The following is a 15,614-nucleotide window of genomic DNA, read 5'->3' as shown; positions in this document are numbered from 1 at the left end:
CTCGGGTCGCTACCGCTCCGACGACTCGGGTCGCTACCGCTCCGGCACCAGTTGAGCAACTAGGCTCGACAGTCGTGGCCACCACCAAAGTCGAACGCCTGATGAATCTTGTCATCTGCCTGCTGTCGACGCGTCAGTTCCTCACCGCGGAGTGGATCCGTGACAGCGTGGCCGGATACGACGACTCGTCCAGCCACGAAGCTTTCAGTCGAATGTTCGAGCGGGACAAGAACGAACTACGTGACCTCGGCGTTCCCTTGGAAACCGGAGCCGCAACCAGGTTCGGCGGCGTCGAGGGCTACCGCATCAATCGCGACGCGTACGAGCTGCCCGACATCGACCTCACCAGCGAGGAGTCGGCCGCTGTCGCTGTCGCCGTCAAACTCTGGGAATCACCCGAGCTCACGTCGGCGGCTCAGAGTGCGCTCCTCAAACTTCGCGCCGCGGGTATTCAGGTCGACCAGAACGAGTCCGCGGCGGCGGTGACCGCGGTTCCCGCACGGACCAGGGGCTCCGAACCTGCACTCGGTGCGCTGCTGGCCGCCATCGACGAGGGCAAATCGGTGCGGTTCGAGCACCGACCGTCGTTGACGGATCCGTTCACCACCAGAACCGTCCAGCCGTGGGGTGTCGTCACGTTCCGCGGCCGCTGGTACCTGGTGGGACACGACGTGGACCGAGACGACACCCGAACCTTCCGCCTCTCCCGCATCGGTGACGAGGTCAAATCGTTCGGCTCGCCGCAGAGTGTCCGCAAACCCGACGGTATCGACCTGCAGGACATCGTCCGTCGCGTCGCAGGGACGTCCTCGGTGTCGGGCACAGCACGAGTCTGGTTGCACGATGGCAGGGCACTGGAGCTACGCCGGATGGGAACGATCGTGGGCGCGCAGAGTCTGGGCACCCGGAGCGGCACGGTCGTCGAGGTTCCAGTGCGGTCCTGGGATTGGATCTCGCGGTTGATCGCGGGCCACGGGGCTGATGCGGTGGTGCTCGAACCCGCGGAATTGCGGGCCGATGTGATCTCGACTCTTCAGACGGCAGCCGACGTGGAGACCGAGCGATGAGCGCGCGTCTGTCGGTCCGTTTGGCCAGGCTCCTCAACATGGTGCCGTTCTTCATGGCGAATCCGGGGTTGAGCGCCGAGGAGGCCGCACGCGAGCTGGGTGTGTCGACGGCAACGCTGATGGCCGATCTCAACCAACTCTGGATGTGCGGTCTACCCGGCTACGGCCCGGGTGACCTCATCGATCTCTCGTTCTCCGAGGAGAGCATCGACGTGACGTTCTCCGCGGGGATCGATCGTCCACTGCGCCTGACGTCGACCGAGGCCACGGCCCTGTTGGTCGCGCTCCGATCGCTGACGTCGATGCCCGGCATGGTCGATCCGTCCGCCGCGCAGCGAGCGATCGCGAAGATCGAAACCGCGGCGGGCTCGGCGGCGGCCAACGTGCCACTCTCGTCCGATCACGACAGCGTCGGCACCGAAGAGGGGGCGGTCTCGAGCACCGTCCGGTCTGCTTTGCGGCACCGGCACGCACTCGACCTGACGTATTATTCTGCGTCGCGAGACGTCGTCACCGAACGAACTGTCGACCCGATCAGGACGGTCGTGGTCGACGACAACAGCTATCTGCAGGCGTGGTGCCGAGGAGCCGAGGGCGTTCGGCTTTTCCGGTTCGACCGCATCGACTCGGCTGTCGAACGGAACGAGCCCGCTGCACCGCCGGAGTCGGTTCAGGACGAGGACGCCTTCGAGATCTTCAACGACGACCCCTCGCTGTCGCAGGCGCGACTGAAGGTGTCGCCCACCTACACCTGGATTCTGGACTACTACCCGATGACACAGGTCGCAGCCGATTCCGACGGATCGATCGAGGTGACGATGCGATTTGCAACTCTGCAGTGGATGACCCGTCTGACACTCGGGTTCGGCGGCGGCGTCACGGTACTTTCACCTGAATCCTTGGTGAACTCCGTCCGCGAACGCGCACGTTCTGCGCTGGACGTGTACTCCGAGCTGGACTCGACCAGCGCAGACGGCACCGTCACGACATGAACGCAGGGCAAACCGCTGCTCGCCGCTGCTGAAGGTGTCACCCGTAGTCGGGTACGCTCGATTCATCTGATCTCAGGAGGTTCACATGGGATTCACCAGTCCCTGGCACTGGGCGATCGTTGCGGTGGTCGTCATCATTCTGTTCGGTTCCAAGAAGCTGCCCGACGCTGCTCGTGGACTCGGCCGCTCGTTGCGCATCTTCAAGAGCGAGGTGAAGGAGATGCAGAACGACGGCAAATCCGACACCGATACCACGACGGCACAGCAGCCGGCCGCGCCTACTCAGCTGCCTCCGCCTGCGCCCGTTGCCCCGACGAACGTCGACGCACAGCACGACGCGAAGTCTGCCTGAGCGCAGACCGCTCAGCACACCTTCGGTGCCACGTGGGCACCGAAGGTTCACTGCTGTCGGTGACGGCCCGGCGCCGTCGGCCGACCGAAGAAGGCTGACCGTACAACACCATGCGCATTCCGTTCGATCCGCGGCGTAGCAAGCGCCGAGTCAATCCCGACGGCACGATGTCGTTGGTCGATCATCTGTACGAGCTGCGGACGCGGCTCCTGTGGTCGCTCGTTGCCGTCGCCGTCACCACGGCGTTCGGGTTCTTCTGGTACTCGCACACGATATTCGGCGTCGAAAGTCTCGGTGACCTTCTTCGAGGTCCGTACTGCACACTCGATCCGAACCTCCGCGCGAACTTGAGCAACGACGACCAATGTCGACTGCTCGCGACCGGACCGTTCGATCAGTTCCTGCTGCGATTCAAGGTCGCGTTCACCGCCGGGGTCGTGCTTGCCTGCCCCATCTGGCTCTATCAGATCTGGGCGTTCATCACGCCTGGCCTGTATGCCAACGAACGTCGATACGCCGTCTCCTTCGTCACCGGCGCGGCTGCACTGTTCGTCACCGGTGCCATCCTGGCGTACTTCGTGGTGGCCAAGGGGCTGCACTTCTTGCTGTCGATCGGCGACAACGTACAGATCACTGCACTGAGTGGCGATCAGTACTTCGGATTCTTGATCAACCTCCTCATCATCTTCGGTGTCAGCTTCGAGATTCCGCTGCTCGTGGTTGCTCTGAATTTCGTCGGCGTGCTGACCTACGAACGACTCAAGGCGTGGCGTCGCGGTCTGATCTTCGGTCTGTTCGTCTTCGCCGCCATCGCGACACCGGGGCAGGACCCGTTCTCGATGTTGGCGCTGGCGTTGGCGTTGACGGTCCTCTTCGAGATGGCAGTGCAGATTGCGCGAATTCACGACAAGCGTAAGTTGCGCAAGAGAAGAGACGAATGGGGTGATGTGTCAGATGACGAAGCAACACGTATCGAAGGCGCAAGTACGATCGAGTCCCCACACGCTGTCGCTCCGACACCGCCGCCCAGCGGATTCGGTGCTGCAACCCGAACCCAGTCACAGTACGACGACACCATCTGACCTCGGCCGATGCGTGGGGACCAGCGCATGACGGACACTACGACGGACGTCCATCCGAGTCCGAAGCCCACTGAGCTGCAACGTTTCTCGGCAGAGCTGGGTTTCCCGCTCGACCGGTTCCAGGTCGATGCGTGTACCGCGTTGGAGAACGGACACGGCGTCCTGGTCTGTGCCCCTACCGGTGCAGGCAAGACTGTGATCGGTGAGTTCGCCGTCCACCTGGCCCTCGCAGCCGGGCGAAAGTGCTTCTACACCACACCGATCAAGGCGCTCAGCAATCAGAAGTTCGCCGAGCTGACTGCACGGTACGGCCGCGACACGGTGGGCCTGCTCACCGGAGATTCGTCGATCAACCCCGATGCCCCCATCGTCATCATGACGACGGAGGTTCTGCGAAACATGCTCTACGCATCGTCGGACGCGCTTCGCGGACTCTCTCATGTCGTGATGGACGAGGTGCACTACCTGGCCGATCGCTTCCGGGGGGCAGTGTGGGAAGAGGTCATCCTGCACCTGTCCGACGATGTTCGCCTGGTGAGTCTGTCGGCCACGGTCAGCAACGCCGAGGAGTTCGGCGCGTGGATGAGCACGGTTCGCGGTGACACCACCGTCGTGGTGGACGAGAACCGACCGGTACCTCTCTCTCAGCACATCATGGTGGGACGCCGGTTGTTCGACTTGTTCGACACCAGGGCGCAGTCACCCGACGGCAGCCAGAAGGTCGTGGTCGACCGCGAACTCGTCCGGCACGTCAAGCAGCGCCAGTCTCTCGACTCGATGGACCGCTGGCACGCGCCGCACAGCCGAGGCCGGGGCGGTCGAGGGGGCGGAGGAGGCCGCGGTGGCGGTCAGGGCAGCGGGGCCAACAACCGGCCGCTTGCCCGACCCGATGTGATCGCCAAACTCGACGAAGAGGGCTTGCTCCCCGCGATCACGTTCATCTTCAGTCGCGCCGGGTGCGACGGTGCACTCACTCAATGCATGCGCTCGCGTCTGGTGTTGACGACGCCCGAGCAGGCGGAAGAAATTCGGTACATCGTCGAGAAGCACACCTCGGAACTTCCGCGGGAAGACCTGGAGGTTCTGGGCTTCTGGGAGTGGCGCGATGCACTCGAGCGTGGCTTCGCCGCCCATCACGCCGGTATGTTGCCGGTCTTTCGGCACACCGTGGAGGAATTGTTCGTCAAGGGCCTGGTCAGAGCGGTGTTCGCCACCGAGACGCTGGCGCTCGGCATCAACATGCCGGCCCGAACGGTGGTGCTGGAAAAGCTCGTCAAGTTCAACGGTGAAACGCATGCCGAGCTGACCCCGGGGGAGTACACCCAGTTGACCGGTCGAGCCGGGCGCCGCGGTATCGACGTCGAAGGCCATGCCGTCGTGCTGTGGCAGCCGGGCACCGAGCCGACCGAAGTCGCCGGGCTCGCGTCGACCCGTACTTTTCCGCTGCGCAGTTCGTTCGCGCCGGCGTACAACATGTCGATCAACCTGATCGAGCAGTTCGGTGCAGCCGATTCGCGTCTGCTGCTCGAGCGATCCTTCGCTCAGTTCCAGGCCGACCGCTCCGTCGTCGGCATGGTCCGGGGTATCGAGAAGAACATGCAGACGCTGGACGCGCTCGGTGCACGCCTCGGCGGACCCGACGGCGAATACTTCGAGTATGCGCGGCTGCGCGAACGACTCAAAGATCGCGAGAAGACCCTCGAACGCCAGAGCCGCTCCGATCGACGAGACAAGGCTGTCGATTCGCTGCGCGCCCTGCGCCGCGGCGATGTGATCTCGGTGCCGACCGGTCGCCGCAGCGGCCTTGCCGTCGTGCTGGAACCGGACGACGACCGGGCCGATCCGCGTCCGCTGGTGCTGACCGAGGACAAGTGGGCGGGTCGACTCTCCGCAGCGGACTTCCCCTCGCCGGCAACGTCACTGGGAACGATGCGGCTACCGCGGTTCGTCGACCATCGCACCGCGAGGACCCGGCGCGATCTCGCGGCAGCACTGGTCACGCGCGGAATATCGCAGCCGTCGGACCGCATCCGACGAAAGTCGACAGCAGCGGACGACAAGGAGCTGGCCACCCTTCGCCGAGCCATTCGATCGCATCCGGTGCACGCACGACCCGATCGTGACGAACTCGGTCGTACCGGTGAGCGCTACAACCGGCTTGCCCGCGAGACCGAAACGATGCGTCAGAAAGTATCGGCGACGACGAACTCTCTTGCTCGCACCTTCGACCGCATCCTGGCTCTACTCGCCGACCGCGGGTACGTGACGCCGGGTAAGGATCCCAAGGTCACCGACGACGGTGCCAGGTTGAGCCGGATCTACTCGGAGTCCGACCTGCTCGTGGCGGAATGCCTCCGCGGTGGTCTGTGGCAGGGCCTGTCACCTGCCGAGTTGGCAGCGGTCGTTTCGGCCGTCGTCTACGAGTCGAGGTCGGAGGGGGACATCACCCCGCACGGTCCGACGGGTCCCATTCGACATGCACTCACCGAGACGGTCCGGGTGTGGCACGAGCTTCGTTCGGACGAAGTTCGGCACAAGCTCCCGCCGACGAGAGAGCCCGACATGGGTTTCGTGAAGGCCATCTACAAGTGGGCGTCCGATCACTCGTTGGTCGACGCCCTCGTCACGGCCGGGGACAACGGCAAAGCTCTCTCGGGTGGAGACTTCGTGCGGTGGTGCCGACAGGTGATAGATCTGCTCGATCAGGTTCGGCTCGCGGCCCCGGAGCCGGAACTGTCGCGAACGGCGGCGCGCGCCGTCGCAGCCCTGCGCCGCGGCGTGGTCGCCGTCGACGCCGCGTGACAGGAGCGGTGTGATGGAGTGGCCCGGTAGAGATGAACCCGACGCAGTCGGAGCGAATCGGACTGCCGGGTCGGTACAGCGGGACGTCGTACAGTCGGGCTACTGTACCCCCGACGAATCCGAAATTTCAGTGGAGGCGAGATGAGCGGCCCATACGGTCCGACCGACCCCGACAACAGTTGGTCGCGCACACCCGACCAGCAGGACGGTGCCGCGAAAGATACTCCCGAATCTCCTGGTCATTCCGCAGGCTCCACTCCTGCGCCTCCTGGTCATTCCGCAGGCTCCACTCCTGCGCCTCCTGGTCATTCCGCAGGCTCCACTCCTGCGTCTCCTGGTCGTTCCGCAGGCTCCACTCCTGCACCGGATTCGCAGACCCCGACACCATCCGCATGGGGCCAGTACGGGCAACCGCCCGCAGCGCCGACCACTCCGTACGGAGAGTCCACGCCGGGCGCGTACGGGCAGAATTCACCGCAGCCGAGCGGTCAGTACCCACAGGGCCAGTACCCACCGACCGGGTATCCGCAGGGCCAGTATCCGCAAGCGGGCTACCCCCAGGGTCAGTACCCGCAGGGCCAGTATCCACAGGGCGGTTATCCCCAGGGCCAGTACCCACAGGGGCAATACCCACAGGGGCAGTTTCCCGAAGGCCAGAATCCACCGGCCTCGGCGGGTCAGAATCCCACCGCGCAGTACCCGGCCGGCCAGCAGTACGGCGCGCCCTATCCCGGGACGGCCACACCGCCGTCGGGTGATCCGGCTTATCAGAATCCCTATGCCCCACAGCAATTCGGTGGTGGTCAGTACGGTCCCGGCCAGTACGGGCAGCAGCCGTGGAACCCGAATCAGCAGTATCCGAATCAGCAGTATCCGAATCAGCAAGTACCCGGTCAGCAGGGCCCCCGGCCGGCCGGATCGCAGTCGAAGAAACCGTTGATCATCGTGGGTGTCGTCATTGCGGTCGTCGCGGTGATCGCACTGGTCTCGTTCTTGGCATTCGGCCGCTCGACCACGCTCGATTCTGCGGCCGCCCAAGAGGGCGTCCGTAAGGTGGTCACCGAGTCCTACGGCGCGTCCGATGTCTCCGGGGTGTCGTGCCCCCAGAACATCGAGGTGAAGAAGGGCGCAAGCGTCGATTGCACCCTGACGGTCGACGGGGCGTTCAAGAAGGTGACGTTGACTTTCCTGGACGACGACGCCAACTACGAGGTCTCGCTACCAAAGTAGATCTGCTCGACCGTCCTGTCAGTTCTTCGACGCCGTGGCCGCCATCGCAGTGACGAGGCGGGCCACGGCGTTTTCCACTCCGAGGGTCTCGGCAAGTTCGTTCAGTGCGTCGACGTCGGCGGGCTCGGCCGGGATCTCGTCCGACTTCGACAAGACGACGTCGGCGTCGGTGACCACTCGGACGACAGGAAGGGCCGCATCGAGGTAGTCGCTCGCGTTGGCCAGCTTCGCCCGGATTCCCTTGGCCATGTCCGACGACGGATCGAGTGCCGCGTCACGCAATGCAGCGACCGACTCGTACTGGAGCATCAGGGTAGAGGCCGTCTTCTCCCCGATGCCCTTCACTCCTGGCAGGCCGTCCGAGGCGTCGCCTCTGAGCAGTGCGAGCTCGGCGTAGGCCGCGCCTGCACGGTGCAGAGGAACTCCGTAGCGTTCGGAAACCAATGCGGGGTCGAACAATTCGGCCTTGGCCAACCCTCGCCCCACGTACAACACCCGAACCTCGTTCGGTTCGTCCGCCGCGACCTGCAACAGATCTCTGTCCCCGCTGACCACGACCACCGGGTCCTGTCGCTCGCGCGCAGCCAAGGTGCCCAGCACGTCGTCTGCCTCCAGCCCCTCCGCGCCTGCGGTCGCAATACCCAGCGCGGCGAGAACGTCCATGATCATGTCCACCTGAGGAGTCAACGTCTCCGGAACCTCTTCGCTCTCGGCGACCTCCGGGGCAGCCTCGGCCACACGGTGCGCCTTGTAGGACGGCACGAGATCGACTCGGAACTGCGGCCGCCAGTCCAGATCGAGGCACACGGCCAGCCGACTGGGTTCGGTTCGTGCGATCAGCGCCGAGATCATGTCGAGAAAACCACGGACTGCGTTGACGGGTCGTCCGTCGGGGGCCGTAATCGACTCGGGCAGTGCGTAGTAGGCCCTGAACCACAGGCTCGCACCGTCGAGGAGCAGCAACGGCGACTTTCCGGGGGCGGTCATGGGGCTCATCTTGCCGTACGGCATTAGCCTGGAGGCATGAGTGTCGATTCTTCGGTCAGTTCCTCACGTTTCTCCAGTGACGTCTACGCGTCGCGGCTCGCGCGAGCTGCGCGTCTGACATCGGATGCGGGATTGGATGCGCTGCTGATCACGCCGGGCCCGGATCTGCAGTATCTGACCGGCTCGAAGGCCAGTTCGTTCGAGCGTCTCATCGCCCTGGTCGTGCCGGCCGACGGCAGCACTCCCAGTATTGTCGTGCCGCGGCTCGAGCTGGCCGCGCTGGGCGATTCCGCGGCTGCGGATCTGTCACTGAACCTCGTCGATTGGGTGGACGGCGTCGATCCGTACGCGCTGGTGGCTGCGGCGGTTTCGACCGGAACGAAGACTGCCGTCGCCGACGCGATGCCCGCACTGCACTTCGTGCCGCTGGCCGAGGTGTTCGGAACTGTGCCGGTGCTGGCCACGGATGTGCTCCGCGAACTTCGGATGGTCAAGGACGAGGCCGAGATCGACGCGTTACGGCGAGCCGGGTACGCCATCGATCGAGTGCACGCCCGTATGGGGGAATGGCTTCGCGTGGGCCGAACCGAAGCGCAGATCGCTGCAGACATTGCCACGGCCATCGTCGAAGAGGGGCACACTGCACCCGAATTCATCATCGTCGGGTCCGGCCCACACGGTGCCGATCCGCATCACGAGGTGTCCGATCGTGTCGTGGAGGCAGGCGACATCGTCGTGATCGACATCGGCGGGCCCGTTGCACCGGGATACAACTCCGACTCGACCCGCACCTACAGTCTCGGCGAGCCGACAGCGGAGATCGCGGGCCTCTACGCGGTGCTGGAGCGGGCGCAGCAAGCAGCTGTCGACGCGGTGGTGCCGGGGGTCACGGCGCAGTCCATCGATGCGGCTGCCCGCGACGTCCTGGTGGACGCCGGACTGGGCGAGGCGTTTCTGCACCGCACCGGTCACGGAATCGGACTGTCTGTGCACGAGGAGCCATACATCGTTTCCGGCAACGACATCACCCTGACCGAGGGGATGGCGTTCAGCATCGAGCCGGGAATCTACTTCCGAGGACAGTGGGGTGCCCGTATCGAAGACATCGTCGTCGTTACCGCGGACGGGTGTGAATCGGTCAATCTTCGGCCCCACGGTCTGGCCGTCCTCCCGGTGTGACAACTGTGCGCGAGGCCGAATTCGTCTCGATCGTTCGGTCCAATCCTGCTGTCGCCGAGATACTTCGGCGTGCACCGCAACTGAAGCTTCCCGGGTGGTACCTGACGGCGGGTGGCCTGTTCCAGACGGTGTGGAACCGTCTGGCAGACCGCAACTTACAGGCAGGAATCCGGGACTACGACTTCTTCTACTTCGACGACTCCGATCTGTCCTACGAGGCGGAGAACGATGTGATCGAGGCCGCGGCGTCGGTGTTTGCCGACCTCGGTGTGGACGTCGAAGTGCGCAACGAGGCGCGCGTACACCTGTGGTACGAGCAGCATTTCGGCTCTGCGATCGCGCCGTACCGGAGTACCGAGGATGCGATCGATCATTTCGTCTCCACCACGTGCTGCTTCGGCATCACCACCGACCATTGCGGAACGGACGTCGTGTACGCGCCGCACGGATTTGACGATCTCTTCGCGGGAATCGTGCGGCCGAACCCACGGTTGCCGATGCGGCACGTATACGAGGCCAAGGCCGCACGGTGGACGACCGAATGGCCGAACCTTACCGTTCTTCCCTGGGTGTGAGGGCCGAGGCGGTGGCTCTTGTCAGCGCTTCAGCAGTGAGCGGCTGCCCAGCACGCGCTGCACCTGTATCTCGATGACGACCCGGGTGGGGTTCTCCCTCGGTACGCGGTAGCGCTGCGCATAGCGGTTCTCCGCATCGACGACGGATTCGCGATCGTCCCGCACCGCAGCCGGACCCTCCAGCGTCAGCCAGCGGGCACCGTCGATCTGAGTGACGGCGGCGTAGGCACCGCGGCCGGCGTTGATGGCCTTCTGCGACACGTCGTTGGTGATGACCCGCGCAATTCGAGCATCGGAGTCGTACGTGAAGCCGACGGCAACAACGTGCGGCGTCCCGTCCGGTCGAAGCGTCGTCAGTGTGGCGAGATGCCGCTCGGTGAGGAATTCGAGCGCGTCGTCGGTGAGGGCAGTCGCGTCTGCGGGGGTTGCGGCCATGACCCGACTGTAGTGACGTGCCCCGACTGCCACGAGCCGGGTTCGATCGGCCAGACTGATCGGCGTGAGCAGACGAGCAGAACCCGCACCCGGAACGCTGTTGCTGTTGGGCGGACGAAGCGAGATCGGGCTCGAGGTGGCCACCCGACTGGCACCGGGGCGAACCGTCGTACTGGCCGCGAGACGTAGCAATGAGCTGACAGCAGAACAAGTCCGGGTGCAACGGGCAGGCGCGGGCGCAGTCCACACTGTCGAATTCGACGCGAACGCGATGGACACCCACGCCGAACTCCTGCGCGCAATGGCCCGAGAACACGGTCCGATAGGCATCGTGGTTCTCGCCTTCGGCATCCTCGGCGACCAGGCGCGCGCCGAGAACGACGCCCAGCATGCGCTCGACGTCATCACCACGGACTTCCTGGCGCAGGTCTCCGTACTCACTCACGCCGCGACACTTCTTCGGGCGCAGGGCACCGGCGACCTGATCGTGTTCTCGTCGGTGGCGGGTGTACGAGTGCGCCGCGCAAACTATGTGTACGGGTCCGCGAAAGCCGGCCTCGACGGATTCGCGAGCGGACTGAGCGATTCGCTGCACGGCAGCGGAGTGCACCTGTTGCTCGCCCGCCCCGGGTTCGTCATCGGGTCCATGACCGAAGGAATGGACCCGGCTCCGATGTCGAGTACCCCTGATCAGGTCGCCGACCTCGTGGTGTCTGCACTGAACAAACGACGGAACAGCGTGTGGATCCCCGGCATTCTTCGCCCGGTCTTCTTCGCCATGCGTCTCCTGCCACAATGGCTCTGGCGCAGGATGCCCCGCTGATGACGGTTCCGATGCCCCGGCCGATAGTCGTCGTCGGAATCGGCGCGGACGGCTGGGACGGACTGCCTGCGACCTCCCGCGGGGCTGTCGAGAAGGCCGATGTGGTGTTCGGTTCGGTACGCCAGATTGCGAGTGTCCGGCCGCATTGCACCGAGACCAGGACGTGGCCGAGCCCGTTGCTACCGAATCTGCGGTCGATGCTCGACGCCTACGAGGCGTCGAACGTCTGTGTGTTGGCCAGCGGGGATCCGATGTTCCACGGCATCGGGGTGACGTTGGTGCGCGAGTTCGGTGCCGAGCGACTGCGCATGCACCCGGCACCGTCCTCCGTGTCGTTGGCATGCGCGCGGCTGGGGTGGGCACTGCAGGACACCCCGACGGTGTCTCTGGTGAACACGCCGATCGAGACACTGTTGCCGGACTTGGCCGACGGTCGCCGAGTGATCGTGTTGAGTCGGGGGAGCAGTACACCGGGTGAGGTGGCGGGGCTGTTGTCCGGCAACGGGTTCGGAGACTCCGCGATGACTGTGCTCGAACAGCTCGGCGGACCGGCCGAACGAATTGTCCACGGTCGAGCGCGAGATTCGACGTTCGAGGGCACCGACCCGCTCAACGTCGTTGCGCTGGAGTGCGTGAGAGATCCCGACGCGCCCCGCCACGCTCGCGTACCCGGCCTGGCCGATTCCGCATACACCGGTGACGGCCAGATGACCAAGCAGGAGGTTCGAGCACTGACCCTGAGCGCGTTGGCACCTGCGCCCGGAGAACTGTTGTGGGACATCGGAGGCGGATCGGGAACCATTGCCATCGAATGGATGCGTACCGACAGATCCTGCCGCGCAGTGACGTTCGAGAGTTCGCAGGCGCGGCGTGATCAGATCGAGCGCAACGCTCTGCACCTGGGAGTTCCGGGACTCATCGTGCACAACGCGGCACCCGAGAGCTTCGGAGGCGTCTCGGCCGTGAACGCGGTGCCCGACGCGGTGTTCATCGGTGGTGGATTGACCGGTGCCGACATGCTCGAGGCGTGTTGGAACGCGGTGCGCACCGGGGGGCGTGTGGTCGCCAATTCGGTGACTGCAGAATCGGATTCGTTGTTGCTGACCGCGTCGGCGAAGTACGGCGGAGAGCTCCGCAGATTCCAGATCTATCGAGGTGAGCCGTTGGGCGCGTTCACGACGTGGAGGCCACACTTACCGGTTACTCAATGGAGTGCGATCAAACCGTGAAGGTTCTGATTCTCGGCGGTACCACAGAGGCGCGGGCACTCGCGGCGGCGCTGGATCGGGTTCGGGACGTCGACAGCGTCACCTCACTGGCTGGGCGGGTCACACAGCCGATACTGCCCGTCGGTCGGACCCGAATCGGCGGGTTCGGTGGACCGGATGCCCTTGCGATGTGGCTGCGAGACAATGCGATCGACGTAGTGGTGGACGCGACACACCCGTTCGCATCCACCATCGGAGCGCACGCCGTGCATGCCACCGAGGCAACGGGAGTCGCACTCCTCGTAATGACGCGGCCACCGTGGACCGAGGGCGAAGGCGATCGGTGGACCGCGGTTCCCTCGCTGCCCGACGCGGCGTCGGCGATCACCCCCGGCAGCCGGGTGTTTCTCACGACAGGCAGGCAGGGCGTTCACCATTTTGCGAGGGTCGATCACTCGTGGTTTCTGGTAAGGACGATCGATCCTCCGACCGGTCCGGTACCACCGCACATGACGCTGCAGCTCGGTCGCGGTCCGTTCGACATCGACCACGAGTCGAAGGTGCTCGCAGACAACCGAATCGACCTGTTGATCACAAAGAACAGCGGCGGCGACATGACTCGAGCCAAACTCGATGCGGCGAGGGCAGCATCGATCCCGGTCCTCATGATCGCCCGTCCCGAGGCACCGACCTCGGCACCGATCGTGTACGAGGTGGATTCCGCCGTGGACTGGTTGACGAACCGGCTACGCGTCTACTGACGGGTACCGTCGGGAGGTGAAGACTTTCGGACCGCTTCCGGTCTCCACCACCGTGGTCATCGAGGATCCGATGATGAGCAGGCACCGCATATCGATCGACTCGGGGTCGAGTTCTCCGAGCGTCACAGTGCACACCGATTCCTGCACACTGCCCACCGCGCGTCCGATCACCACCGGCGTCTGTGGTGAACGATGCTCGAGCAGTAGATCTTTCATGGCTGCAACCTGCCAGGTTCTCGACTTCGAAGCGGGATTGTAGATCGCGATCGCCATGTCGGCTGCGGCGACCGCCGACAGACGCCCGGCCACCACGTTCCATGGCTTGAGTCGGTCGGAGAGCGATATCACGGCATAGTCGTGGCCGAGGGGTGCTCCCACCCGGCTCGCGACGGCGTTCGCGGCGGTCATTCCCGGTACCACTCGTACCGGCACCGAACTCCACTGTTGTTCGGCTGCAACCTCTATGACCGCTGTCGCCATCGCGAAGACCCCCGGATCGCCCGAGGACACCACGGCTACTCGCCGTCCTTGTTTGGCGAGGTCGAGGGCGAACGCCGCACGTTCGGATTCGACCTTGTTGTCGCTCGCGTGCCGTATCTGCCCGGGCCTCGGCGGTACCCGGTCGATGTAGGTGATGTAACCGACGAGATCGGTGGCGGCGGCCAGTTCGGCCCGCACCTCGTCCGTCGTCCATGCTTCGTCGCCTGGACCGAGGCCGACGACGACCACTTCGCCCGTGCTGGTGGGTGTTTCGGCTCGGTTGGAGGGGCTCGGCACCACGATCATCGAGAAGTACGGGACGTCGTCCGCGTCGGCGGCATCGAGGACGCGTTGATCGGGTGTACTGGCCCGCTCGACGTATCGCGCCTCGTCCAGTCTGCCCGATCGTTCCAGTGCGTCGAGCACTGTCGGATAAGTTCGCCCGAGTTTCATGATGACCGCGGCGTCGGTACCGCGTAGTCGGCGTGTGAGTTCGTCGGTAGTCAGTGTTCCGGGCAGGACGGTCAACACCTCGTCGCGCTCCACCAATGGAGTTGCCAGCGCCGCCGACGCAGCACTGACCGAGGTCACGCCGGGAACCACCTCGACCTCGAACCGGTGCGCCAGGCGTTTGTGCATGTGCATGTACGAGCTGTAGAACAGCGGATCGCCCTCGGCCAGAAGCGCAACCGACCGACCGGCGTCGAGATGAGCGGCGAGCCGTGCAGCAGCGGACTCGTAGAACTCGTCGATCGCACCTTGATACCCACCGGGATGAGCCGTCGCCTCGGTGGTCACCGGGTACACCAGGTGCTCCTCGAGTTGACCGTCACGCATGTACCCGGCCGCGAGGGCGCGCGAGATGCTGCGGCCGTGTCGAGCGCTGTGGAATGCAACAACATCGGCCTCGGCGATCACACGAGCAGCCTTGACGGTCAACAGCTCCGGGTCACCCGGGCCGACGCCGACTCCCCACAATTTTCCGACAGCGGTCATTCCTGTTCGCTCGCAATGGCATTGACTGCGGCGACGGTGATGGGGCTGCCACCACGTCTGCCTCGGACGACCAGATACTCCACGCCGAGGTCGGCTGCGATCAGATCTTCTTTCGACTCCGCTGCGCCGATGAATCCTACCGGGCCGCCGACGATGGCTGCGGGCTTCGGGGCTCCGGCCGCGAGCATCTCCATCAGGTGGAACAGTGCGGTCGGCGCGTTTCCGATGGCGACGACGGCGCCGCCGAGCTTCTCGCCCCACAACTCCAGCGCGGCAGCGGTTCTCGTGGTGCCCATACTCCGAGCCAAATCCGGTACCCGAGGATCGGACAGGGTGCACAGAACCTCGTTGTCGGCCGGAAGACGGCGACGAGTGATGCCGGCGGCGACCATGTTGGCATCGCACAGCACCGGTGCGCCTGCGCGCAGGGCGGTTCGAGCGGAACCCACCACGTCGGGCGTGAATCCGATGGTCTCGGTCAGGTCGATCTCACCGACAGCGTGGATCATGCGTACGACGACCTGGGCGACATCCGGCGCGAATCGAGACAGATCTGCTTCGGCTCGAATGGTTGCGAAAGACTGGCGATAGATCTCCGCGCCGTCGCGGACGTAGTCGTGCATGCGTGTCACGATAGGGGAGAGG

The 15,614-nt window shown here is 64.8% G+C and carries 15 protein-coding genes; 11 read left to right on the top strand and 4 right to left on the bottom strand.

What is annotated here, in order from left to right:
• Window positions 1–74 precede the first annotated feature (74 nt).
• From CH294_RS22005 to CH294_RS21980, 6 genes are all read left to right on the top strand, one after another.
• Entirely contained in the window at window positions 75–1,067 is a 993-nt protein-coding gene (locus CH294_RS22005) for a YafY family protein (RefSeq protein ID WP_032403420.1), read from the top strand.
• Window positions 1,064–2,059 (top strand): YafY family protein, encoded by a 996-nt coding sequence (locus CH294_RS22000; RefSeq protein WP_032403421.1) that lies wholly within the window; start codon window positions 1,064–1,066, stop codon window positions 2,057–2,059. Before CH294_RS22005 ends, CH294_RS22000 begins: the two co-directional genes overlap by 4 nt.
• Before the next feature lie 85 nt (window positions 2,060–2,144).
• Window positions 2,145–2,411 carry a Sec-independent protein translocase subunit TatA gene (tatA, locus tag CH294_RS21995; protein ID WP_094739078.1) on the top strand — a complete coding sequence of 89 codons (267 nt, stop codon included), beginning with the start codon at window positions 2,145–2,147 and terminating at the stop codon, window positions 2,409–2,411.
• A 110-nt stretch (window positions 2,412–2,521) separates the two neighbouring features.
• On the top strand, window positions 2,522–3,493 hold the full coding sequence (gene tatC / locus CH294_RS21990) for a twin-arginine translocase subunit TatC (RefSeq protein ID WP_032377889.1): 972 nt from the start codon (window positions 2,522–2,524) through the stop codon (window positions 3,491–3,493).
• Window positions 3,494–3,520: 27 nt separating this feature from the next.
• A complete protein-coding gene (locus CH294_RS21985) occupies window positions 3,521–6,295 on the top strand; it encodes a DEAD/DEAH box helicase (protein WP_052058382.1) in 2,775 nt (924 codons plus the stop codon).
• Window positions 6,296–6,436: 141 nt separating this feature from the next.
• Window positions 6,437–7,525: a DUF4333 domain-containing protein gene (locus CH294_RS21980; protein WP_094739077.1), complete on the top strand. Its 1,089-nt coding sequence runs from the start codon at window positions 6,437–6,439 to the stop codon at window positions 7,523–7,525.
• A gap of 18 nt (window positions 7,526–7,543) precedes the next feature.
• Here the strand turns inward: CH294_RS21980 and CH294_RS21975 are convergent, their stop codons facing one another.
• Window positions 7,544–8,521 carry a 5'-3' exonuclease gene (locus CH294_RS21975; protein WP_094610426.1) on the bottom strand — a complete coding sequence of 326 codons (978 nt, stop codon included), beginning with the start codon at window positions 8,519–8,521 and terminating at the stop codon, window positions 7,544–7,546.
• Between the two features lie 27 nt (window positions 8,522–8,548).
• Between CH294_RS21975 and CH294_RS21970 the strand changes: the two genes are divergently transcribed.
• Both CH294_RS21970 and CH294_RS21965 read left to right on the top strand, forming a co-directional pair.
• Window positions 8,549–9,691 carry a Xaa-Pro peptidase family protein gene (locus CH294_RS21970; RefSeq protein WP_094739076.1) on the top strand — a complete coding sequence of 381 codons (1,143 nt, stop codon included), beginning with the start codon at window positions 8,549–8,551 and terminating at the stop codon, window positions 9,689–9,691.
• A gap of 5 nt (window positions 9,692–9,696) precedes the next feature.
• Window positions 9,697–10,266 carry a nucleotidyltransferase family protein gene (locus tag CH294_RS21965; protein WP_094739179.1) on the top strand — a complete coding sequence of 190 codons (570 nt, stop codon included), beginning with the start codon at window positions 9,697–9,699 and terminating at the stop codon, window positions 10,264–10,266.
• Window positions 10,267–10,287: 21 nt separating this feature from the next.
• Here the strand turns inward: CH294_RS21965 and CH294_RS21960 are convergent, their stop codons facing one another.
• Window positions 10,288–10,701: a TIGR03618 family F420-dependent PPOX class oxidoreductase gene (locus CH294_RS21960; protein WP_094739178.1), complete on the bottom strand. Its 414-nt coding sequence runs from the start codon at window positions 10,699–10,701 to the stop codon at window positions 10,288–10,290.
• Window positions 10,702–10,765: 64 nt separating this feature from the next.
• On the opposite strand from CH294_RS21960, the gene CH294_RS21955 reads away from it, so the two are divergent.
• From CH294_RS21955 to CH294_RS21945, 3 genes are read left to right on the top strand one after another with little or no spacing between them, the layout of a single operon-like run.
• Window positions 10,766–11,524: an SDR family NAD(P)-dependent oxidoreductase gene (locus CH294_RS21955; protein WP_032403425.1), complete on the top strand. Its 759-nt coding sequence runs from the start codon at window positions 10,766–10,768 to the stop codon at window positions 11,522–11,524.
• Window positions 11,497–12,753 carry a precorrin-6y C5,15-methyltransferase (decarboxylating) subunit CbiE gene (gene cbiE / locus CH294_RS21950; RefSeq protein ID WP_249305449.1) on the top strand — a complete coding sequence of 419 codons (1,257 nt, stop codon included), beginning with the start codon at window positions 11,497–11,499 and terminating at the stop codon, window positions 12,751–12,753. The genes CH294_RS21955 and cbiE overlap by 28 nt, the downstream gene beginning before the upstream one ends.
• Window positions 12,750–13,493, top strand: coding sequence for a cobalt-precorrin-6A reductase (locus tag CH294_RS21945; RefSeq protein WP_249305447.1), 744 nt, complete (start codon window positions 12,750–12,752; stop codon window positions 13,491–13,493). Before cbiE ends, CH294_RS21945 begins: the two co-directional genes overlap by 4 nt.
• Here the strand turns inward: CH294_RS21945 and CH294_RS21940 are convergent.
• On the bottom strand, window positions 13,479–14,969 hold the full coding sequence (locus CH294_RS21940; RefSeq protein ID WP_094610360.1) for a precorrin-2 C(20)-methyltransferase: 1,491 nt from the start codon (window positions 14,967–14,969) through the stop codon (window positions 13,479–13,481). The genes CH294_RS21945 and CH294_RS21940 overlap by 15 nt on opposite strands.
• Window positions 14,966–15,592: a precorrin-8X methylmutase gene (locus CH294_RS21935; protein WP_032377897.1), complete on the bottom strand. Its 627-nt coding sequence runs from the start codon at window positions 15,590–15,592 to the stop codon at window positions 14,966–14,968. Before CH294_RS21935 ends, CH294_RS21940 begins: the two co-directional genes overlap by 4 nt.
• Window positions 15,593–15,614: the final 22 nt, after the last annotated feature.

The sequence above is a fragment of the Rhodococcus sp. 14-2483-1-1 genome (assembly GCF_002259335.1).
In the GTDB taxonomy this organism is placed as follows: domain Bacteria; phylum Actinomycetota; class Actinomycetes; order Mycobacteriales; family Mycobacteriaceae; genus Rhodococcoides.
The sequence above is the reverse complement of the archived record's forward strand: the minus strand, read 5'-3'. Positions and strand labels throughout refer to the sequence as shown.